The sequence below is a fragment of the Amycolatopsis sp. NPDC021455 genome, from assembly GCF_040640995.1.
Classification (GTDB): domain Bacteria; phylum Actinomycetota; class Actinomycetes; order Mycobacteriales; family Pseudonocardiaceae; genus Amycolatopsis.
This window is the reverse complement of record NZ_JBFACT010000003.1, coordinates 40,159-58,622: the sequence shown is the minus strand read 5'-3', so window position 1 is coordinate 58,622 and position 18,464 is coordinate 40,159. Positions and strand designations below refer to the sequence as shown.

Annotated in this window: 20 protein-coding genes; 7 read left to right on the top strand and 13 right to left on the bottom strand. The window is 69.6% G+C overall.

Features of this window, described 5'->3' with window-relative positions; genetic code table 11:
• The first annotated feature begins 26 nt into the window (after positions 1-26).
• Positions 27-440 (top strand): VOC family protein, encoded by a 414-nt coding sequence (locus AB0G28_RS05530; protein ID WP_361083254.1) that lies wholly within the window; start codon positions 27-29, stop codon positions 438-440.
• 3 nt (positions 441-443) lie between these two features.
• Here AB0G28_RS05530 and AB0G28_RS05525 read toward each other — a convergent pair whose 3' ends face one another.
• From AB0G28_RS05525 to AB0G28_RS05510, 4 genes are all read right to left on the bottom strand, one after another.
• The gene (locus AB0G28_RS05525) at positions 444-1,112 is read right to left on the bottom strand and encodes a DedA family protein (protein WP_361083252.1); all 669 of its coding nucleotides are present in this window, start codon (positions 1,110-1,112) and stop codon (positions 444-446) included.
• Positions 1,113-1,244: 132 nt separating this feature from the next.
• On the bottom strand, positions 1,245-2,066 hold the full coding sequence (locus AB0G28_RS05520) for a YceI family protein (RefSeq protein WP_361083251.1): 822 nt from the start codon (positions 2,064-2,066) through the stop codon (positions 1,245-1,247).
• On the bottom strand, positions 2,063-4,636 hold the full coding sequence (locus AB0G28_RS05515; RefSeq protein ID WP_361083249.1) for an MFS transporter: 2,574 nt from the start codon (positions 4,634-4,636) through the stop codon (positions 2,063-2,065). Before AB0G28_RS05515 ends, AB0G28_RS05520 begins: the two co-directional genes overlap by 4 nt.
• Positions 4,633-5,163, bottom strand: a complete 531-nt coding sequence (locus AB0G28_RS05510) for a MarR family transcriptional regulator (protein WP_361083247.1) — start codon at positions 5,161-5,163, stop codon at positions 4,633-4,635. Before AB0G28_RS05510 ends, AB0G28_RS05515 begins: the two co-directional genes overlap by 4 nt.
• 185 nt (positions 5,164-5,348) lie before the next feature.
• Between AB0G28_RS05510 and AB0G28_RS05505 the strand changes: the two genes are divergently transcribed.
• The gene (locus AB0G28_RS05505; RefSeq protein ID WP_361083245.1) at positions 5,349-5,774 is read left to right on the top strand and encodes a PPOX class F420-dependent oxidoreductase; all 426 of its coding nucleotides are present in this window, start codon (positions 5,349-5,351) and stop codon (positions 5,772-5,774) included.
• An 82-nt stretch (positions 5,775-5,856) separates the two neighbouring features.
• Positions 5,857-7,248 (top strand): FAD-linked oxidase C-terminal domain-containing protein, encoded by a 1,392-nt coding sequence (locus tag AB0G28_RS05500; protein ID WP_361083243.1) that lies wholly within the window; start codon positions 5,857-5,859, stop codon positions 7,246-7,248.
• A 283-nt stretch (positions 7,249-7,531) separates the two neighbouring features.
• Here the strand turns inward: AB0G28_RS05500 and AB0G28_RS05495 are convergent, their stop codons facing one another.
• From AB0G28_RS05495 to AB0G28_RS05480, 4 genes are all read right to left on the bottom strand, one after another.
• Positions 7,532-8,236, bottom strand: coding sequence for a VTT domain-containing protein (locus AB0G28_RS05495; protein WP_361083241.1), 705 nt, complete (start codon positions 8,234-8,236; stop codon positions 7,532-7,534).
• Between the two features lie 44 nt (positions 8,237-8,280).
• Complete coding sequence (locus tag AB0G28_RS05490) at positions 8,281-8,619, bottom strand: hypothetical protein (protein WP_361083239.1); 339 nt, start codon at positions 8,617-8,619, stop codon at positions 8,281-8,283.
• Positions 8,620-8,645: 26 nt separating this feature from the next.
• Entirely contained in the window at positions 8,646-9,797 is a 1,152-nt protein-coding gene (nagA, locus tag AB0G28_RS05485) for an N-acetylglucosamine-6-phosphate deacetylase (RefSeq protein WP_361084111.1), read from the bottom strand.
• A 91-nt stretch (positions 9,798-9,888) separates the two neighbouring features.
• On the bottom strand, positions 9,889-10,461 hold the full coding sequence (locus AB0G28_RS05480; protein ID WP_033262965.1) for a SigE family RNA polymerase sigma factor: 573 nt from the start codon (positions 10,459-10,461) through the stop codon (positions 9,889-9,891).
• 201 nt (positions 10,462-10,662) lie between these two features.
• On the opposite strand from AB0G28_RS05480, the gene AB0G28_RS05475 reads away from it, so the two are divergent.
• Positions 10,663-10,947, top strand: a complete 285-nt coding sequence (locus AB0G28_RS05475) for a YciI family protein (RefSeq protein WP_361084107.1) — start codon at positions 10,663-10,665, stop codon at positions 10,945-10,947.
• A gap of 14 nt (positions 10,948-10,961) precedes the next feature.
• Here the strand turns inward: AB0G28_RS05475 and AB0G28_RS05470 are convergent, their stop codons facing one another.
• The 4 genes from AB0G28_RS05470 to AB0G28_RS05455 all read right to left on the bottom strand — a co-directional run bounded on the left by AB0G28_RS05470 (position 10,962) and on the right by AB0G28_RS05455 (position 14,887).
• Entirely contained in the window at positions 10,962-12,437 is a 1,476-nt protein-coding gene (locus AB0G28_RS05470; RefSeq protein WP_361083237.1) for an NAD(P)/FAD-dependent oxidoreductase, read from the bottom strand.
• An 81-nt stretch (positions 12,438-12,518) separates the two neighbouring features.
• Entirely contained in the window at positions 12,519-12,992 is a 474-nt protein-coding gene (locus tag AB0G28_RS05465; RefSeq protein ID WP_361083236.1) for a pyridoxamine 5'-phosphate oxidase family protein, read from the bottom strand.
• A gap of 2 nt (positions 12,993-12,994) precedes the next feature.
• Positions 12,995-13,906 (bottom strand): SDR family oxidoreductase, encoded by a 912-nt coding sequence (locus AB0G28_RS05460; RefSeq protein ID WP_361083234.1) that lies wholly within the window; start codon positions 13,904-13,906, stop codon positions 12,995-12,997.
• 69 nt (positions 13,907-13,975) lie between these two features.
• Positions 13,976-14,887: an aldo/keto reductase gene (locus AB0G28_RS05455; RefSeq protein WP_361083233.1), complete on the bottom strand. Its 912-nt coding sequence runs from the start codon at positions 14,885-14,887 to the stop codon at positions 13,976-13,978.
• Positions 14,888-14,949: 62 nt separating this feature from the next.
• Here AB0G28_RS05455 and AB0G28_RS05450 point away from each other — a divergent pair, with 62 nt between their 5' ends.
• Both AB0G28_RS05450 and fbaA read left to right on the top strand, forming a co-directional pair.
• Complete coding sequence (locus AB0G28_RS05450) at positions 14,950-15,771, top strand: LLM class F420-dependent oxidoreductase (RefSeq protein ID WP_361083231.1); 822 nt, start codon at positions 14,950-14,952, stop codon at positions 15,769-15,771.
• 153 nt (positions 15,772-15,924) lie between these two features.
• Positions 15,925-16,956: a class II fructose-bisphosphate aldolase gene (gene fbaA / locus AB0G28_RS05445; protein WP_361083229.1), complete on the top strand. Its 1,032-nt coding sequence runs from the start codon at positions 15,925-15,927 to the stop codon at positions 16,954-16,956.
• 53 nt (positions 16,957-17,009) lie between these two features.
• Here fbaA and AB0G28_RS05440 read toward each other — a convergent pair whose 3' ends face one another.
• The gene (locus AB0G28_RS05440; RefSeq protein WP_361083228.1) at positions 17,010-18,191 is read right to left on the bottom strand and encodes a hypothetical protein; all 1,182 of its coding nucleotides are present in this window, start codon (positions 18,189-18,191) and stop codon (positions 17,010-17,012) included.
• Between AB0G28_RS05440 and AB0G28_RS05435 the strand changes: the two genes are divergently transcribed.
• Positions 18,190-18,462 carry a hypothetical protein gene (locus tag AB0G28_RS05435; protein ID WP_361083226.1) on the top strand — a complete coding sequence of 91 codons (273 nt, stop codon included), beginning with the start codon at positions 18,190-18,192 and terminating at the stop codon, positions 18,460-18,462. The two genes, AB0G28_RS05440 and AB0G28_RS05435, sit on opposite strands and share 2 nt — an antisense overlap.
• Positions 18,463-18,464 lie beyond the last annotated feature (2 nt).

The following is an 18,464-nucleotide window of genomic DNA, read 5'->3' as shown; positions in this document are numbered from 1 at the left end:
CACGAGAAAGGACGGCTTCGGAAGCCATGGCCAAACTGATGTCCGTGCACCACCTCGCGCTCACCGTGACCGACGTGGACCGCAGCGTGCCGTGGTACGTGCGTGTCCTCGACCTCGAGGAGGTCACCCGGCGCGAAGAGCCGGACACGGGACTGCGGAAGGTCGTGCTGCGGTCCGCCGGGGACGAGTTCTCCGTGGTGCTGGTGCAGCACGCGGACACCGGCAGGCGGGGGTTCGACGAACGCCGGACCGGGCTCGACCACGTCGCGTTCCGGGTGCACACAGCCGCCGAGCTGGCCGAATGGGAGAGCAGGCTCGCCGAGTTCGGCGTCTCCTACCGGCCGGTCGCGCCGTCACGCACCTTCGAAGGCTCGCGCGTCATCGTCTTCCGCGACCCCGACGGCATCCAGCTCGAGATCTGGGCGGACCCGCAGCTGTAGAAGTCACGCTCGCGCGTCGTCCCGGTCGTCCACGGGACGGCGCATCTCCTGGCGGTAGCGCAGCACGCCGTACCCGGTGCCGAACACGAAGAACGCGATGCTGAGCCACAGCGCGGCCGTCTTGACCCACGGCAGCGCGTCGAGCAGCCCGGCGCCGTAGTAGCCGAGCAGCACGAGCGTCGGCACCCAGAGCAGCCCGCCGAGCGTGGTGGCCAGCAGGAACCGGCGCGGGTCCATCCGGGCGGCGCCGGCGATCAGCGGGGCCAGTGTGCGGATCCACGGGATCCACCGGGCCGCCACGATCGCGAAGAAGCCCTTGCGGTCCAGGAACCGCTGCGCGCGCTCGAGGTTGTGCCGGTTCAGCACCTTCCCGTCGCGGCGCGCGATGAGCTTGGTGCCGCTGCCGCGCCCGATGTAGTAGCCGATCTGGTTGCCGAGGACGGCGACGATCAGCGCGGCGCCCGACAGGAACCACGCGTTCGCGTCCGAACCGTGCTGCGCCAGCACCACGCCGGCCCCGAAGAGCAGCGAGTCGCCGGGCAGGAACAGCCCGATGATCAACGCGCACTCGACCAGCACGAAGCTCAGCACGATCACCCAGACGAGCAGCGGTCCGGCGGTGTCCAGCCAGCTCACGCCGACGCCCGCGGCCTCGATGCTCACGACGTTCACACCGGGAGCCTACGTGGCCCAGGTGAACACCCCACGGCGAACGCTCAAATCGAGCCCCAGGACCAACAAGCCGTGAAGGCCTCCTTACCGGCTGTAAAAGCCGGTAAGGAGGCCTTCACGGACTATGGAACCTCAGAACTGCGGCAGGGACTCGCCTTGCACCGCTTCGATGTCCAGCTCGATCTTCACGGTCGTGCCGACCACCGCGACGCCGGCGCGGGCCAGCGCGCTGTAGTTGATCGCGAAGTCGTTGCGGTGCAGCGTCGTTTCGGCGTGGAACGCGGCGCGCACGCCGCCCCACGGGTCCGGACCCCAGCCGCCGTAGGTGAGCTCCAGCTCGATCTCACGGCGCTCGCCGTGCAGCGTGAGCTCGCCCTGCAGCGTCCACGAGTCCACCCCGCGCGGCCGCATTCCCGTGCTGGTGAACGCGATCACCGGGTGCACGTCGACGTCGAGGAAGTCCGGCGAGCGCAGGTGGTCGTCGCGCATCTTGATGCCGGTCTCGACGCTGGCCGCCTTGATCTCGGCGTGTACCGACGACCGCTCGGCCGGCCGGCCGATCTCGATCCGGCCGGACAGGTCCGGGAACCGCGCCTTGATGCTCGCGATGCCCATGTGCCGCGCGGTCGCGACGACCGACGAGTGCACCGGGTCGATCACCCACGGCCCGGCCGGTGGCAGGTCGACCGCCTCGGCGACCGGGGTCAGCACGACGTCGCCGAGCGAGCCGCTGCCGTCCGAAGCGATGTGCGTCGTCCGGGCGACCGGGGTGTACCCGGCCGCGGTCACGACGGCGGTGTAGACGCCCGCCGGGAGGGCGTCGGTGACGACCTCCCCGCGGACGTCCGCGGCCTGGCGGGCGACCTGCCGCCCGGCCGGGTCGGTGACGGTGAGCACCGCGTGCTCCACCACCCAGCCCTCGGCCGTGCGGAAGGTCGCGCGCAAGCCGGTCATGACCGGTCGACCAGCTCGTCGAGGGCCTGGTCGTAGCTCAGCCGGACGTCGTGGCCCGCCTCGCCGCCGGTCAGCTCCACCTGGCTGGTCGCCGGCGGGTAGCCGCTCGCGACCACGGTGTACGCACCCGCGGGCAGGTCGCTCACCACGTACCGGCCTTCGCCGTCCGTCCGCGCGACCGCGGCCACGTTGCCTTCGGCGTCGAGCACGGTGATCCGCGCGTCCGGCACCACCCGGTCGCCCTCGGTCCGCGCGGTGCCGGTGAGCAGCACCGAGCTGGCGAGCTCGACGTCGTGGCGCAGCACGCCGCTGTCGGGCACGGTGAGCGTCACCGCGAAGGGCCGGTAGCCCGCGCCGCTGGCGACCAGGGTGTACGCCCCGGCGCCGACCCCGACGAAGGCGTAGGTGCCGTCCGCGGTCGTGATGAACGCGCCGTTCACCTCGCCGCGGCTGTCGGTCAGCGTCACGGTGACGTTCGCCAGCGGCTCGCCGGTCGTGGCCGCCTTCACGGTGCCGGTCAGCTCGCCGGACCCGGTGAGCGTGACGTCGACGGTCGCCGGGCCGTTGCTGATCACGACGCTGGAGGCCTGCGGCTGGTGGCCGTGCGCGGACACGATGAGGACGTACGCGCCCGGGCCCTGGCTCGGCACCGAGTAGCTGCCGTCCGCGCCGCCGGTGGCCCGCGCGACCTGGCGGCCGCGCTGGTCGATCAGGGTCAGCGCGGCACCCGGCACGTGGCTGCCGTCCTGACGCCGGACGTGCCCGGTCACCGGCACCCCGCCCGTGCCGACGGGGACGTCGACCTCGGAGTCCGCGACGGAGTTCGTGATCGGCAGCGCGCCCGACACGGCCTGGTAGTCGCCGTGCCCGTTGGTGCTGAGCGCGTGCTTGCCGCCGCCGACCAGGGCCGGCTCACGGTCGACGGGACGCACCGGCTCGACGATCTCGGTCGGCTCGTCCGCGTGGTCCTCCAGCAGCGCTTCGCCGCCCTCCATGGCCGCCGCGGCCGGGGCCGCGTTGGTCAGCGGGATCTCCTTCATGAACAGCAGGACCACGGTCGCCAGCAGGGCCACCGCACCCGCGATGTAGAACACCGTGGTGATCGACTCGGTGAAGCCGACCAGGATCGGCGTCCGGATCGCCTCCGGCAGGGTCTGGATCACGCTGGTGTTCTCGGACAGGTTGCCGATGTTCGCACCGGCGCCGGCCGGCAGGTGACCGCCGAACGCCTTGGTGATGTTGGGCATCAGGGTGTTGAACAGGACGGTCAGGAAGATCGCGACACCCGCGGTACCACCGATCTGGCGGAAGAACGTCGCCGACGCGGTCGAGACGCCCATGTCGCTGCGCGGGCCGGCGTTCTGCACCGCGATGATCAGCGTCTGCATGCACTGGCCGAGGCCGAGGCCGATGATGGCGGCCGCGACCAGCGGGTGCCACAGCGGCGAGTCGTACTTGACCTGCGCGAAGAAGAACGCGCCGCCGGCGATCAGGATGGTGCCCACGATCGGGAAGATCTTGTAGCGCCCGGTCGTCCCGGTGAGCCGGCCGGACACGATCGAGCTGGTCATGATGCCGGCCATCAGCGGCAGCATCAGCAGACCGGACTCGGTCGGCGTGTAACCCTGCACCACCTGCATGAACTGCGGGATCATCGTGATCGCGCCGAACATCGCGACACCGACGATGACACCGCCGATGATCGCCACGGTGAACGTCGAGTTCTTGAACAGCCGCAGCGGGATCAGCGCGGCGTCCTTCATCAGCTGTTCGACGACGATGAAGGCGATGACGCCGACGCCGCCGATGACGTAGCACCAGATGGCCTTCTGGTCGCCCCAGCCCCACTTCTGGCCCTGCTCGGCCACGATCAGGAACGGCACGACCGCGACGATCAGCGTGAGCGCGCCCCACCAGTCGATCTTGTGGTCGTGGCGCTCGTGCGGCACGTTCAGGACCTTGGCCACGACGAACAGCGCGACGACGCCGATCGGCACGTTGATCAGGAAGACCCAGCGCCAGCCGTGCAGGCCGGCCAGCGTGTCGATGCCCGCGAAGAAGCCGCCCAGCACCGGGCCGAGCACGGTCGACAGGCCGAACACGGCCAGGATGTAACCCTGGTACTTGGCTCGCTCACGCGGCGGAACGATGTCGCCGAGGATGGTCATGGCCAGCGACATCAGGCCACCGGCGCCGAGGCCCTGCACCGCGCGGAACGCGGCCAGCTCGTACATCGACGTCGCGAACGTCGAGGCGGCCGAACCGGCGACGAAGATCGCGATCGCGGTCAGGTAGAACGGCTTGCGGCCGTAGATGTCGGACAGCTTGCCGTAGATCGGCGTGACGATCGTCGAGGTGATCAGGTACGCCGTGGTCGCCCAGGCCTGCAGGTCGAAGCCGTGCAGGTCGTTGGCGATCTTGACGATCGACGTGCCGACGATCGTCTGGTCGAGCGCGGCGAGGAACATGCCGCACATCAGGCCGCTCAGGATCGTGACGATCTGGCGGTGGCTCAGCCGCGGTGGTTGCTTCACCTCGGCTTGCAGCGGTGCTTCTGTGGTGGAACTCATGCGTTGGCCCCCTTGGCCGGAGCACTGGCGGACGGCTGCGCGTCGGCCAGCTGTGGAGAGTGGTTCTCGATACCTGTGTTGAGCCGGCCGAAGAGCCGGTTCAGGGTCTGGATCTCCCCTTCGGTCCAGTCCCCGAGTACTTCGGCCAGCCACTGGTTGCGCTTCTTGCGGTTCTCTTCGAACACCCGCATGCCCTCGGCCGTCGGCGCGAGGAGGCAGGCCCGCCCGTCTTCCGGGTCGGCCTGGCGTTCGACCAGGCCGTGCTGGACCAGGGAGCTCGACTGCCTGCTGATCGTGGAGATCTCGGAGTGGAGCGACTCGGCCAGCTTGCTGGTCCGCTGCGGGCCCTCGTGGATGAGGGTGAAGAGGATCGCGTACGCCGCCCGTTCGATGCCGTCCGGACCCTGCTTCGACACCTGCGACTTCGCCTTGTTGATCAGACGGACCAGGCGGACGAGCTCATGACCGAGCTGGTCGGCGAGGTCGAGTTCGGCCGTGGGCCGGGCGGTGGCGTTGTTCGGTGCCATGGGTGATCCTTCGAAGGCGTTGGTTGGCGGCTGCAACTAGTTGCCTCAGGCAAGGATGTGCCTTCACTAGCGGTTATGCAAGCGGAGTACCTCGTGTTGTGGTGCAACACACTTTAGTTGTCATATGCAAGCAGATTTCGCTCGGGCCCACGGAACAAAGGCGGCGGCCACGGGTTGGAACGGGTATGACCGACGACACAGCGTTGAAGGACTTCATCGCCAAGCGCAGCCACGGCGTCCTGGCCACGATCCGCCGCGACGGCCGGCCCCAGCTCTCCACCATCACGCACCTCTACGACGCCGACGCGGGCACGATCATCGCGTCGGTCACCGAGACCAGGGCGAAGACCAGGAACATGCGGCGCGACCCGCGGGTGACCTACCACGTGGGCAGCGAGGACGGCTGGAGCTACGCGGTCGTGGAGGGACGCGCGGAGCTGACGCCTCCGGCGGCCGCGCCGGACGACGCGACGGTGGAGGCGCTCGTGGACTACTACCGGCGGGCCGCGGGCGAGCACCCGGACTGGGCCGAGTACCGCCAGGCCATGGTCACCGACCAGCGGGTCCTGCTGACCATCCACGTCGAGAAGCTGCTGGGCCTGGTCCGCTGACCGCTTCCCGGGATTGGTCCGCAAGAGTTGGATTCGAAAGAATCTTTCCGCACTGCGGACTCACCGGGCTTACCATCGGGTCATGGGCAACGAAGCTTTTGTCAGCCGGCTCCGCGACTTGCTCGGCAAGAGCGCCGTGCTCACCGATTCCGACGTCACCGCGTCCTACGCCCGCGACATGATGCCGCTGGCGCCGTCGGGCCGGCCGCTGGCGGTGGTGCTGCCGGCGAACGTCGAGCAGGTGCAGGCGGTCGTCAAGGCGTGCGCCGAGGCCAAGGTGCCGATCGTGCCGCGCGGGGCGGGCAGCGGCCTGTCCGGCGCGGCGAACGCCATCGACGGGTGCGTCACGCTGTCGTTGGCCAAGCTCGACCGGATCGTGGAGATCGACCCGGGCAACCGGCTCGCCGTCGTGCAGCCGGGCGTCGTCAACCTGGATTTCCGCAACGCCGTCGAGAAGCAGGGCCTGTTCTACCCGCCGGACCCGTCCAGCTACGACTGGTGCACGATCGGCGGCAACCTCTCCACCAACGCCGGCGGCCTCTGCTGCGTGAAGTACGGCGTGACGACCGACTCGGTCCTCGGCCTGGAGGTCGTGCTGGCGGACGGCTCACTGCTCAAGACGGGCCGCCGCACGGTCAAGGGCGTCGCCGGCTACGACCTCGCGCGGCTGTTCGTCGGCAGCGAGGGCACCCTCGGCGTCATCACGCAGGCGACGGTGCAGCTCAAGCCGCTGCCGCAGGCACCGGCGACGCTCGTCGCGGGCTTCAGCACCACCGAAGCCGCCGGGGAGGCCGTGGCGCGAGTCGTCCGCGAGGGGCTCGTGCCGTCGCTGCTGGAGATCATGGACGCGTCGTCGATCAAGGCGGCCGAGACGTACCTCAAGACCGACCTCGGCGCGGGTTCGGACTGCCGGGCGCTGCTGCTGGGCCAGTCGGACGCGGGCGGCGAGGTCGCCCGCCGCGAGCTGGCGGCACTGGAGCAGATCTGCGTCGACTGCGACGCGGACCTGGCGTACACGACCGAGGACCTCGAAGAAGGCCGGATGCTGCTGCAGGTCCGCCGGGTGGTGCTGACCGCGCTGGAGATGTACGGCGTCTGGCTGACCGACGACGTCTGCGTCCCGCGGACGCGGATCGCCGAGCTGATCCACGGCTGCGAGAAGATCAGCGAAGAGGTCGGCCTCCGCATCGCGGTGGTCGGCCACGCGGGCGACGGCAACATGCACCCGACGATCGTCTACCAGCCGGGCGACGCGGAGGAGTTCGCCCGAGCCCGCCGCGCGTTCGACGACATCCTCGAAGTCGCCCTGTCCCTCGGCGGCACGGTGACGGGCGAGCACGGCATCGGCAAGATCAAGCGCGAGTGGCTGGAACGCGAGATCGGGCCGGTCGGCATGCGGGTGCACCGGCAGATCAAGCAGGCCCTCGACCCGGAGAACCTGTTCAACCCGGGCTCGATGTTCTCGATGCCCTGAGCCGGCCGGTTCCGCGGTGTCCTGAACGACTCGTTCATGTCCTCCGACGACATGAACGACTCGTTCAGGACATGGCAGGTGCAGGCGGGCGCACGCTGAGGCGAGGCTTGCGCTCCACCCAGACCCCTCCCCGCAACCCCGATCCGAAGCCGTAGTCACAATTCCGGCTTCGGGGTGGTGGGCCACTTGACCTGCGCGAACAGAGGTCACCCGCCCAGGGGGACCCCCGGATTTCACGTTACCGCGGGGGTACGACAGTTTCGGGCGGCCCAGCCCTCGGCGCTCAGTCCTTGATGCGCGGGATCCGCTGCGTGACCTCGGGGTCGGCCTCGGCGACGGCGGCCTTCTTCTCGCGCCGGGACTTGAGGTACTCGAGCCCGATCGGGACCACCGACACCAGCACGATCAGCACGAAGATCGCGTCGACGTTGTTGCGGATGAACGAGATGTTCCCCAGCAGCGAGCCCAGGATCGTGATGCCCGCGGCCCACAGGATGCCGCCGAGCACCGTGTACGTGAAGTAGCGCTTCGGGTCCATGCGGCCGATGCCCGCGATCCACGTGATGAACGTCCGCACGAACGGCACGAACCGGGCCAGGACGACCGCCTTCGGGCCGTGCTTCTCCAGGAACTCGTGTGTCTTGTCGACGTACTCGCGCTTGAAGAACTTCGAGTCCGGCCGGTTGAACAGCTTGGGCCCGACGAAGTAGCCGATGTAGTAGCCGACGACGTTGCCGAGCAGCGCCGCGACCGTCACCAGCACGCAGACCAGCCACAACGGCGCGTCGAGGGTGCCGTTCGCGATGAACAGGCCCGCCGTGAAGAGCAGGGAGTCACCGGGCAGCACCGGGAAGATGCTGCTCTCGATGAAGATGATCAGGCACAGCACCGCGATGACCGGCACCGTCAGGCCGCTCAGCAGGTGCTGCGGGTCCAGCCATGACGGCAGCAGCGACATCGTGTTGACCGTGCTCTGGGCGAGAATCACCCCGAAAACGGTACAGGGTCACCCTGAGTCGTTTCTGAGACCCGTCAGACCAGCGTCAGCAGGCCCACCACGGACCCCGCGGCGAGGCCCAGCAGCACGGCCAGCAGCAAGATCCAGTACGCGGGCAGCTGCGCCGACGCACGTGGCGGCGGTGGCGGGGCGAACGCCGTGGGCGCGTCGGACACCGCGTCGAGGGCCGCTCGCTCGCGTTCCAGCGAGTCCGCGCTGGCCCCCGACAGCAGCCCGTACGCCGACGGCAGCTCGTTGATCGAGCTGGTGGGAACAGCATTCGTGCTCGGCTCAGGCGCCGCTGAGGGGGCGAAGACGGCTTGCGCGCGAAGGGCGTCCGCCAGCAGCTGCTCGGGGTCCTTCGGCTCGCTCATCTCCGCCCGTCCGCTCGTGCCAAAACCTAGGTACTCAAGGTAGCCGTTCCGACCTCGGCGACCCACTCACCCCGGCGCAGCACCTTCGCCGGCCGCAGGTCGTCGTCGAGGACCACGAGGTCGGCCTGGTAACCGGAGCACAGCATCCCCGTGCGGTCGGCGATGCCGAGCAGCTCCGCGGGCCGCTGCGACGTCGCGTGCACCGCGTCGAGAATGCCGAGTTTCGCACCCCGGACCAGGTTGCGGAAGGCGGTGTCCATCGTCAGGGTGCTGCCGGCCAGGGAGCCGTTGTCGGCGAGGGTGGCGACGCCGTCGTGCACGTCGACCTCGAGGCGGCCCAGCGTGTAGCGGCCGTCGTCGGCGTCGGTGGCCGACATCGCGTCCGTGATCAGGACCGTCCGGTCGCGGCCCGCGTGCTTCGCGGCCAGCCGCACCACCGTCGGGTGCAGGTGCACCAGGTCGCAGATCAGCTCGATCGTGATGCGCTCGTCGTCCAGCAGCGCCCCGATCGGGCCGGGCTCGCGGTGGTGCAGCGGCCGCATGCCGTTGAACAGGTGGGTCGCGACGGTCGCGCCCGCGTCGATCGCCGGCAGCAGCTGCTCTTCGACGCCGTCGGTGTGCCCGATGGCCGCGATGACGCCGGACTCGGCCAGCTGGCGGACGGCCTTCACGCCGCCGTGCAGCTCGGGGGCGATGGTGACCATCCGGATCGCGCCCTGGCCCGCGCGCAGGAGCTTCTCGACCGTGCCGGTGTCCGGCTCGAGCAGCGTCTCCGGGTCGTGCGCCCCGCAGCGGGCCTTCGAGATGAACGGCCCCTCCAGGTGGATGCCCGCGACCTCGCCGTCCTGGACGAGCTCACGCAGCGCGGCGACCTGCTCACGCAGGATGTCGACCGGGTCGGAGACCAGGCTGGCGAGCATGGTCGTGGTGCCGTGACGGCGGTGCGCTCGCACCGCCGTCAGGAGTTCCCCGGGATCGAGGGAGGTGAACGAAGCACCTCCCCCGCCGTGGCAGTGGGTGTCGATGAACCCGGGGACGACCAGCGCCCCACCGACGTCCACGTGCTCGCCGGACGGCGGGGTCCCGGAACCCACGCCGGCGATCCGCCCGTCGGAGACGGCCAGCCAGCCGTCGTCGAGTACACGGTCCGGGGCGGCGACCCGGCCGCCCATGATCACGAAATCTCCGGCGCCTCTCACGCGCCCCAGCATATATTGGTCTGGACCAAGCATGGTGATACGACTCAGTGACTGGAATGGTCCACCCGGGTCACTGCGGCGTCTGCATGGCCTTCTGGAGTGCCTCGAGCGCCCGGCTGGCGGTCGATTTAACGGTACCCTTGGAGATGCCCGCGGCCTCAGAGATTTCGGCCTCGCTCAGCCCACCGTAGTAACGCAGGACCAGCACTTCCCGCTGGCGGGGCGGCAGCTTGGACAGCGCGCTGACCACGGCCTGGTGCTCGCTCGAGAGCATCGCGAGGCTCTCGGCGGACCGCGCGTTCACCGCGTGCGGCGGCACGTACTCGCGGGCGGTCTTGCGGCGGCGCAGCACGCTGCGCGACCCGTTGACCACCGCGGTGCGCAGGTAGCCGACCGCGGCCGCGGCGTCCCGGAGCCTGCCCCAGTTGCGGTGCAGGCCGGTGAAGGCCTCCTGGACGACGTCTTCCGCTGTCGCGGGCTCGTCGACCAGCAGGATCGCCAGCCGGACCAGCCGCATGCGGTGCTGGCGGTAGAGGTCTTCGAGGGTCAGTGGCGCGGCGGTCTGCGCCGGAGCCGGACCGTCCATGACCCGCAGGTGGCCGAGGGTCGCCTCGACGCTGCGTTCCGCATTGCCCTCGAGCATGAACCCCTGCCTGTTCTCGACCCCGGCTTGCACGGTGTGCCGCGTCAGCAGGTTCACGGTATTCACAGCGCTCACACAGGTACTGACGCATGCCAAGCCTATCGGGTTCACCTGCCCCCGCCACAGATCGGATGCCGGGACGCGACCGTGACGCGGGTAGCGTCGGCTCCGTCCCGCCCGCGCACGACCCCGGAGATCCACATGGCCTGGTTCCTCGTCGAAATCACCTACGTCCAGGAGAAGCTGCAGGAGGTGCGGCCCCGCCACCGCGAATTCCTGGTCAAGCTGGCCGAACAGGGCCGGGTCGCGGTCGCCGGCCCGCTGGGCGACGGCACCGGCGGCATCACGCTCTACCAGGCCGACGACGAGGCGCACCTGAAGGAGACGATCGACCGGGACCCGTACTTCCTGGAGGGGGTCATCGCCCAGCGGACCGTCCGCGAGTTCAAGCCGGTGATCGGCGCCTGGCTGCCCGCGGAGTCATAGGCGGTGCCGAGCTTTCACGTGAAAGCTCGCCCGGTCAGCTCGTAGTCGGCCGGGTCGACCTTGCGCGTTTCGAGCCAGTAGCGCCAGGTGAAGCCGGGCCAGATCGTCCGGTTCACGCCCTGGGCGTCGAGGTACCAGCTCTTGCAGCCGCCCTGCGTCCAGACGCCCTTGACCAGCTTGTCCTGGATCTCGCGCTGGAACTCCTCCTGCACGCCCGGCCGGACGTCGAGCGCCGCGGCGCCGCGCGAGCCGGCGAGCTTGATGGCGTCGACGACGTACCGCGCCTGCGACTCGATCATGAACACGACGGAGTTGTGGCCGAGCGCGGTGTTCGGGCCTAGCAGGAAGAACAGGTTCGGGTAGCCGGACACGGTGATGCCCTTGTGCGTCCGCATGCCCTCGGCCGCCCACTCCTTGGCGAGGTTGCGGCCGTCGACGCCGGTGATGTCGAGGTACTCCAGCGCGTCGGTGACCTTGAAGCCGGTGCCGTAGATGATGGCGTCGACCTCGTGCTCCACGCCGGCGGAGTCGACGATCGAGTGCGCCCTGACCTCCTTGATCCCGGCGGTGACGACGTCGACGTTGGGCCGGTCCAGCGCCGGGTAGTAGTCGTTGGAGATCAGGACGCGCTTGCAGCCCATCGTGTAGTCCGGCGTGACCTTCTCGCGCAGCGCGGGGTCCTTGATGCCCTTCGCGATGTTCCGCTTCGCGATCAGCTCGCCGGCCTTCATGATCGCCGGGTGGCCGTTGAAGCCGATGGCGCGCGCTTCGAGGAGCCAGTACAGCGCGTTGCGATAGGCCCGCTGGGTGCCTGGGACGCGCTTGAACAGCGTCTGCGCCCACTCCGGCATCGCGTGGTCGGGCTTGGGCATGATCCACGGCGGCGTCCGCTGGAACAGGGTCAGCTCGGCGACGTCGGGCGCGATCCGCGGGACGAACTGGACGGCGCTGGCGCCGGTGCCGACCACGGCGACCCGCTTGCCACGCAGGTCGTACTCGTGGTTCCAGCGCGCGGAGTGCCAGGTCTGCCCCTGGAAGTTCGCGATCCCGGGCAGCTCGGGGATCTGCGGGATGTGCAGGCCGCCGACGCCGGAGACGAGGAACTGCGCGACGAACTCGCGGCCGTCCCTGGTGGTCGCCGTCCAGCGGCGCTCCTTCTCGTCCCAGTGGGCGCCGGTCAGCTCGACGCCGAACCGGATCTTCTCGCGCAGCCGGTACTTGTCCGCGACGCCCTTGAGGTAGTCGAAGATCTCCTGCTGCGGCGAGAACGACCGTGACCAGCCCGGGTTCTGCTCGTACGAGAACGAGTACATGTGCGACTGCACGTCGCACGCGCACCCGGGGTAGGAGTTGTCGCGCCAGGTGCCGCCCACCTCGGTGGCCTTCTCCAGGAGCACGTAGTCCCGGATGCCGGCCTTTTCGAGCTGGATCGCCTGGCCGAGCCCGGAAAACCCGGTGCCCACGATCACGACCTTGAACCGCTCGGTCATCTGTCGGCCTCCGCTGCGTCGAGGATGCTGCCCAGATGACGTTACCTCAGGTAACAGTTACTTGGAAGTACCCCTTACTCGCTAGTACGTCCCGCCGAGCTTGCCGTGGTCCCAGCTGGCGACCTTCGTCGGCTTGAAGACCAGCCCGATGCGCTTGGCGGCCTGACCGGCGATGAAGGCGTTCATCTCGGCCGGTGCCGGGTCGCCCGGTTTGGCACCCGAATACCGCTGCAGCAGCGCGGTGCCGATCCGGGTGACCTCGGCGGTGTCCTCGACGATCTCGACGTCGGCCTCGAACGAGACGCCGCGGAGCTTCTCGTAGCTGTCGCCGTCCTCGACCAGCACGGTCGCCTCCGGCAGCCGCCGGAAGTTCTTCGCCTTCTGCGACGTCCCGTACGTCCACGTCGCGACGCCGTCTTCGTGCGGGAAGTACCAGAGCGGCGCGAGGTGCGGGCGGCCGTTCGGGCCGATGCTGGCGACGTTGATGACCTTCTGCTCGGCGAGGTACGCGCGAACCTCGTCCTCGGTCATCCTGATCTGGTCGCGACGGGACATGCTCACCCCTTGGTGGCGGCCCGCCCGCCGTGGCCGGTGACCGCCGACTCGAAGGCGCCGCGCGCCTCGATGTCGGCCAGCGCGGCCTTGTCCGCCGACGGTACCCGGGTGCGCGAACCGAGCTCGATGACCGGCGGCAGGAACGCGCGGAACAGCTTGAGCCCGCCGACCCAGCGCGGCACGTGGATGGTCCGGGCACGCTTGAGGATGCCTGCTTCGAGGTCGTCCAGAGCGACGTCCAGCGGGTACGTCTTGCCGATCAGGCCGGGCATCGACGCGCGGAGCTTGCCGAACACCGGGTGCGCGTCGGCGCTTTCGACGAGGTCGGTGCGGATCCACGTCGGGTGCGCGACGCCGACCTTCACGCCCAGGTGGGCGACCTCGGCGCGGAGGCTGTTCGAGAACGCCTCGACGCCGGCCTTCGCGGCGGCGTAGTTCGCCATGCCCGGCGCGTGCGTGATCGCGGCGAGGCTGGAGATGGCGAGCAGGTAGCCCTTGCGCTCGATGACGTGCGGGAGCGTGACGCGGAACGTGCGCCAGACGCCGAGCAGGTCGACCTCGATGACCTTCTCGAACGCGCCCCGGTCGACCGAGCGGACGAAGCCCGCGGTCGCGATGCCGGCGTTGGCGATGACGATGTCGATCCCGCCGAAGTGCTCGACGACGCTCGCTGTCGCCTTCTCCAGCGCGTCCCAGCTCGTGACGTCGGCTTCCCAGGACTTCGCGTTCGGGCCGATCCGGTCGGCGACCTTCTGCTGCTCCTCGGCTTCGAGTCCGACCAGGGCGACCTTCGCGCCGCGGGCGGCGAGCCGTTCGGCCAGCCCGGCGCCGATGCCGCGGGCCGCGCCGGTGATCAGCACGACCTTGCCGTCGACCTTCTTGGTGCCGCTGAGCAGCGAAAACGGGTTGGCCACGGTGCCTCCTAGACGTCGCTTGGAGGCACCGTACCTCAACTTACCCGCAGTAAGCTACCATGCGGTAAGTTAGCTTTCACGTGAAAGCTCGGCTATCTCCGCTGGGGTCAGGTCGAGGGTGACCGATGCGATCAGGTCGGTGAGCTGCTCCGGTGTCCGGGCGCTGGCGATCGGCGCGGCGACCGTCGGCTGCTGCCGCAGCCAGGCGAGCGAGACCGTGGCGACCGAGACGCCGTGGGCGTTCGCGACCTCGTCGAGCTTGGCCAGGACGCGCTCGCCGCCGTTGTCCAAATAGGACGCGGCACGGGCGGCGCGCGGGCTGTCGCCGAGCTCGTCCTTCGTGCGGTACTTGCCGGTGAGGAAGCCCTTCGCGAGGGAGAAGTACGGCAGTGTCGCGAGGCCTTCGCGCGCGACGAGCGGCGCGAGGTCGCGCTCGTAGTCCCGCTCGACGAGGTTGTAGTGCGGCTGCAGCACGGCGTACCGCGCGAAGTCGTGCTTGTCCGAAATGGACAGTGCGGCGGCGAGCCGTCCGGCGGTGTAGTTGGAGGCGCCGAGGTAGCGGACCTTGCCCGCGCGGACCAGCGCGTCGAACGCCTCCAGGGTCTCCTCGAGCGGGGTGTCCGGGTCGTCGCGGTGGGCGTAGTAGAGGTCGATGTGGTCGGTCCGCAGGCGGCGCAGCGAGTCCTCCGCCGCGGCCTGGATGTTCTTCGCCGACAGGCCCGGCCGGCCGTCCCACAGGCCGACCTTGGTCGCCACGACGACGTCGTCGCGGTTGCCGCGCGCGGCCAGCCAGTTGCCGATGATCGTCTCGGAGCCGCCTCCGCCGCCGTAGAGGTCGGCGGTGTCCAGGAAGTTGCCGCCGGCCGCCGTGTAGGCGTCGAGGACGGCGAAGGACCGTGGCTCGTCGGCCGTCCAGCCGAAGACGTTGCAGCCGAGGTTGAGGCCGTACACGTCGAGGTCGGTATTGCCCAGCTTGGTCATGGTTCCGAGATTAGTTGCCGAACCCGGGAGGAAAACCCGTGTCTCGCGCGTTGGAGTGTTCCATGGCAATCGAACTGGGCAACCTCGGTATCTGGCGGTCCTACAACCTGGTCGACGCGAAGTTCGCGGCGGAGGCGGAGAAGCTCGGCTACGGCGCGATCTGGCTGGGCAGTTCGCCCGGCGGCGACCTCGCCTTCGTCGACGAGCTCCTCGCGGCGACGGATTCCCTGGTCATCGCGACCGGCATCGTGAACATCTGGCAGGACGCGCCCGCGGACATCGCGCGGGCGTACGAGCGGATCGCCGGGAAGTACCCGAACCGCTTCCTGCTGGGCGTCGGCGCGGGTCACCGCGAGGCGACGAAGGAGTACAAGAAGCCGTACGCGGCCCTGGTCGACTACCTCGACGGCCTCGACGCGGCGGGCGTCCCGGTCGCCGGGCGGGCGCTGGCGGCGCTCGGCCCCAAGGTCGTCAAGCTGGCGGGCGACCGCACGGCGGGCGCGCACCCGTACCTGGTGACGCCGCAGCACACGCGCGAGGCGCGGGAGATCCTCGGTGAGGGCAAGCTGCTGGCCCCGGAGCACAAGGTGGTCCTCGGCACCGACGTCACCGAGACCCGCGCCATCGGCCGCAACACCGTGAAGTTCTACCTGCAGCTGTCGAACTACGTCGCCAACCTGCGGAAACTCGGCTTCACCGACGACGACCTCGAAGGTGAGGGGAGCGACCGCCTGGTCGACGCGCTGGCGCTGCAGGGGGACGCGGCGACGATCGCGACCGGGCTGCGGGCGCATCTCGAGGCGGGGGCCGACCACGTGATCGTCCAGGTCCTGAACGAGGACCCGTGGCCGGCGTACCGCGCGCTGGCGGCCGAGCTGATGTGACCTCCGTCCGGCCGCCGGTCCGCCCGGCGGCCGGACGTACTCCTTCTGAACCGATCCCACGTGCGGGAGAGTTTCTGCGCGGGGACCGGTGTGCGGCGGCGGCCGACCTCGTACGATGCGGTCGGGACCACCCTGTGCCAAGGAGGAGTAACGATGCCCATCGCCACCCCCGAGGTCTACGCGGAGATGCTCGACCGGGCCAAGGCGAACGAGTTCGCCTACCCGGCCATCAACGTGACCTCGTCCGAGACCGTGAACGCCGCCATTCGCGGCTTCGCCGAGGCGGAGAGCGACGGCATCATCCAGTTCTCCACCGGCGGCGCGGAGTTCGCGTCCGGCCAGAAGGTCAAGGACATGGTGACCGGCGCGACCGCGCTGGCGGAGTTCGCCCAGGTCGTCGCGGCCAAGTACGGCGTGAACGTCGCACTGCACACCGACCACTGCCCGAAGGACAAGCTGGACGGCTTCGTCCGCCCGCTGATCGAGATCTCGGCCGAGCGCGTGAAGAACGGCCAGAACCCGCTGTTCCAGTCCCACATGTGGGACGGCTCGGCGATCGACCTCGACGAGAACCTCGAGATCGCCCAGGAACTGCTGGCCAAGACGGCGGCGGCGAAGATCATCCTCGAGGTCGAGATCGGCGTCGTCGGCGGCGAAGAGGACGGCGTCGAGGCGGAGATCAACGAGAAGCTGTACACGGCCGAAGGCGACTTCCTGAAGACGATCGACGCGCTGGGCGCGGGCGAGAACGGCCGCTACCTGCTGGCGGCGACGTTCGGCAACGTCCACGGCGTGTACAAGCCGGGCAACGTGAAGCTCCGCCCGGACGTCCTGAAGGGCGGCCAGGAGGCGGCGGCGAAGAAGCTGGGTCTGCCGGCGGGCTCGAAGCCGTTCGAGCTGGTCTTCCACGGCGGCTCGGGTTCGCTCCCGGAGGAGATCCGCGAGGCGGTGTCGTACGGCGTGGTGAAGATGAACGTCGACACGGACACGCAGTACGCGTTCACGCGCCCGATCGTGGACCACTTCTTCAAGAACTACGACGGTGTCTTGAAGATCGACGGCGAGGTCGGCAACAAGAAGGTGTACGACCCGCGGTCGTACCTGAAGGCCGCGGAGGCCGGCATGGCGGCTCGGGTCGTGGAGGCCTGCCAGGCGCTGGGCTCGGCGGGGACGAAGCTGAAGTAGTCACGCGCGAAGGGGCGGCACTTTCACGTGAAAGTGCCGCCCCTTCGTCGTGTTCAGACCGTTTCGGGCATCGCTCGCCTCGCCGACCAGCGGCGCGAAGCCGGACCGGCCGCCGCCCACAGGACGAACACCCCGGCCAGCACCACCGCCGCCGTCCAGTACGCCGCCGGGGGTGCCGACTCCGTGTGCGCGTCACCCAGGACCCAGGGCCGGAACTGCGACTGCAGCCAGAACGCCCCGTACCCGAACGCCGTCACCAGCAGCGCCCCCGCGCCCGCGCGCAGAATCCCGCTGCCCATCGCGAACGCCAGATCCACCGCGAGCCCCACGAACAGCAGGTAGAACGGCACCGTCGACACCGGGAAGCCCAGTCCCAGCAGCAGCGGCCACATCACCGACCGGTAAGCGACGTACGCCAGCGCGACAAACGAAGCCGACCACCGACGGCCCAGGGTGTGCCGGGCCAGCGCCAGGATCAACGCCATGACCCCGATGCCCCACAGCGGGTACACCCACTCCGGGATCGGCATCGTGAAGTGCAGCACCGCGGCCCGGTCGACCGGGTGGCCGATCTGGTTGGCCGCGAAGTCCAGCAGCGACTGCTCGGCCTCCGGCGTCCCGCGCTCCCACGCCCGCAGGCCGAGGATGCCGTACTCCTGCTGGCCGTTCGGGAAGAACGTGTTCTCCAGGAAGAACGCCCACAGCCCGAGCAGCACGCCGGTCCGGAAGCGCCCCGGCGGCGCGAACCGCAGCCAGCCGAGGAGCACGCCTGCCTGCATGATGCCCGTGCCGAGGTACAGCATCATGTGCGACGGGCTCCACGCCGTCAGGTCGAGGCCGTTGACGCGGTGGTTGATCACGTCCAGCGGGGCCGCGACCAGGAACGTCAGCAGGCCGATCTGCATCAGCCGCAGCGAGCGCTTGTCGCAGCCCAGGCCCGTGTAGCTGTGGATCGCCACCAGCACCACGATGATCACCGTGCCCACGGTGTTGATCAGGTGCGGCGGGGCCAGGTCGTCGCGCAGCCACCGGAAGTGCCACGACATGTCCCACGACGAGCCGACCAGCTTGAACGCGAACGCCGTCAGCCACATCCCGTAGCAGAACCGCAGCACCCAGTCCGGCGTCGGCTGCCCCGGTGCGCCGCGGTGCCAGTGCCGCGTGAAGAACAGCCGCGTCTTGCCGATCGGGCTGCGCGGGATCACGTCCGCCGGGACGTCGACTGCCTTGGCCATGCCGGACATCATGGCCGGTCATGGTCACGAGTGGGCCAAGACCGTGGCAAACGACGCGAAAATCGGGGTTCCCCCGACCTTCTTCCCCGCCGCCACCCTCAACGGAGGCGCTTCGCGCCCAGGGTTCACCCGTAGGGGTGGACGACTTGCCTCCGGGCGCCCCGGCTTGGCAAGGTGTCGCGCCATGATGCCGAAACGAGTTGTCGCGGGCGTGCTGGTCGCCGTGCTGGTGCTGGCCGGTGCCGGGGTGCTCGGGAGCCTGTTCTTCTGAGA

Excerpts from the sequence above, each read along its gene's own strand:
- AB0G28_RS05530 (WP_361083254.1), top strand. The coding sequence starts at position 27 with ATGGCCAAACTGATGTCCGTGCACCACCTCGCGCTCACCGTGACCGAC.
- AB0G28_RS05520 (WP_361083251.1), bottom strand. The coding sequence starts at position 2,066 with ATGACCGGCTTGCGCGCGACCTTCCGCACGGCCGAGGGCTGGGTGGTG.
- AB0G28_RS05515 (WP_361083249.1), bottom strand. The coding sequence starts at position 4,636 with ATGAGTTCCACCACAGAAGCACCGCTGCAAGCCGAGGTGAAGCAACCA.
- AB0G28_RS05510 (WP_361083247.1), bottom strand. The coding sequence starts at position 5,163 with ATGGCACCGAACAACGCCACCGCCCGGCCCACGGCCGAACTCGACCTC.
- AB0G28_RS05505 (WP_361083245.1), top strand. The coding sequence starts at position 5,349 with ATGACCGACGACACAGCGTTGAAGGACTTCATCGCCAAGCGCAGCCAC.
- AB0G28_RS05500 (WP_361083243.1), top strand. The coding sequence starts at position 5,857 with ATGGGCAACGAAGCTTTTGTCAGCCGGCTCCGCGACTTGCTCGGCAAG.
- AB0G28_RS05490 (WP_361083239.1), bottom strand. The coding sequence starts at position 8,619 with ATGAGCGAGCCGAAGGACCCCGAGCAGCTGCTGGCGGACGCCCTTCGC.
- AB0G28_RS05480 (WP_033262965.1), bottom strand. The coding sequence starts at position 10,461 with ATGCTCGAGGGCAATGCGGAACGCAGCGTCGAGGCGACCCTCGGCCAC.
- AB0G28_RS05475 (WP_361084107.1), top strand. The coding sequence starts at position 10,663 with ATGGCCTGGTTCCTCGTCGAAATCACCTACGTCCAGGAGAAGCTGCAG.
- AB0G28_RS05470 (WP_361083237.1), bottom strand. The coding sequence starts at position 12,437 with ATGACCGAGCGGTTCAAGGTCGTGATCGTGGGCACCGGGTTTTCCGGG.
- AB0G28_RS05465 (WP_361083236.1), bottom strand. The coding sequence starts at position 12,992 with ATGTCCCGTCGCGACCAGATCAGGATGACCGAGGACGAGGTTCGCGCG.
- AB0G28_RS05455 (WP_361083233.1), bottom strand. The coding sequence starts at position 14,887 with ATGACCAAGCTGGGCAATACCGACCTCGACGTGTACGGCCTCAACCTC.
- AB0G28_RS05450 (WP_361083231.1), top strand. The coding sequence starts at position 14,950 with ATGGCAATCGAACTGGGCAACCTCGGTATCTGGCGGTCCTACAACCTG.
- fbaA (WP_361083229.1), top strand. The coding sequence starts at position 15,925 with ATGCCCATCGCCACCCCCGAGGTCTACGCGGAGATGCTCGACCGGGCC.
- AB0G28_RS05435 (WP_361083226.1), top strand. The coding sequence starts at position 18,190 with ATGCCGGACATCATGGCCGGTCATGGTCACGAGTGGGCCAAGACCGTG.
- AB0G28_RS05440 (WP_361083228.1), bottom strand. The coding sequence starts at position 18,191 with ATGGCCAAGGCAGTCGACGTCCCGGCGGACGTGATCCCGCGCAGCCCG.